General features: G+C 55.4%; 1 protein-coding gene. It reads left to right on the top strand.

Going from position 1 to position 772, the window contains the following annotated elements; genetic code table 11:
* Nucleotides 1-314: 314 nt before the first annotated feature.
* A partial coding sequence (locus ACR0C6_RS21650) for a winged helix-turn-helix domain-containing protein (protein WP_480621193.1) occupies nt 315-772 on the top strand: 458 nt, incomplete at its 3' end.

Below are 772 nucleotides of genomic sequence, written 5' to 3'. Positions count from 1 at the left end.
CCCGGCCATAACGGCGAATGCAAGCGCCGAGGCGCCGGCAAGCTTTGATAAGTTCATTCTTAATCCTCCCAGTATCTCCCGTGCCCTAAGTCGGCACATAAGCGATCGGGTGAAATTGAACCCGATCACACGGCAAAAGCATCCTCAGATTCGAGATGTGAGTCAATAAATAAATCACTCTTATTTATTATTGACAGATGACAACCCATTCCACATTTTCAAACAGTGGAGGGTCGATTGTGACGTCAGAACCAACACCGCAAGCCATTGCCCCGGATCGGGTGTCGAATGTGCGCGGTACAAATCAAAGTGGAATGCGGGCGCATAATGAACGTCTTGTGTTGTCTCTGGTTCGGCGGCACGAGGCGCTGGCTAAATCCGAAATTGCCCGCATGACGGGTCTGTCCGCACAGACGGTTTCGGTCATTATGCGACAGCTGGAAAAGGATGGTCTTCTGCTGAGGGGAGAGCCTGTTCGGGGCAAGGTCGGGCAACCCTCGGTTCCGATGCGTCTGAATCCGGAAGGGGCGTTGTTCTTTGGTCTGAAGGTTGGGCGTCGCAGCTCGGAACTGGTGATGACCGATTTTCTGGGCAATGTGCGCCAGCGTGCCCGGCGCACCTATGACTATCCGACCCCTGATGACACTCTGGATTTTGCGGCGAAGGCGCTGGACGACATGATCTCGGGGGTATCGCCGGACATGCGTGGCAGGATCGCCGGGCTGGGTATCGCGATGCCGTTTTTCCTCTGGGACTGGGCGCAGACCTTGCA

It is taken from the genome of Ruegeria sp. AL12 (genome assembly GCF_056540885.1).
Note: the sequence above shows the minus strand (reverse complement) of the source record. Positions and strands in the feature narration are given on the sequence as shown.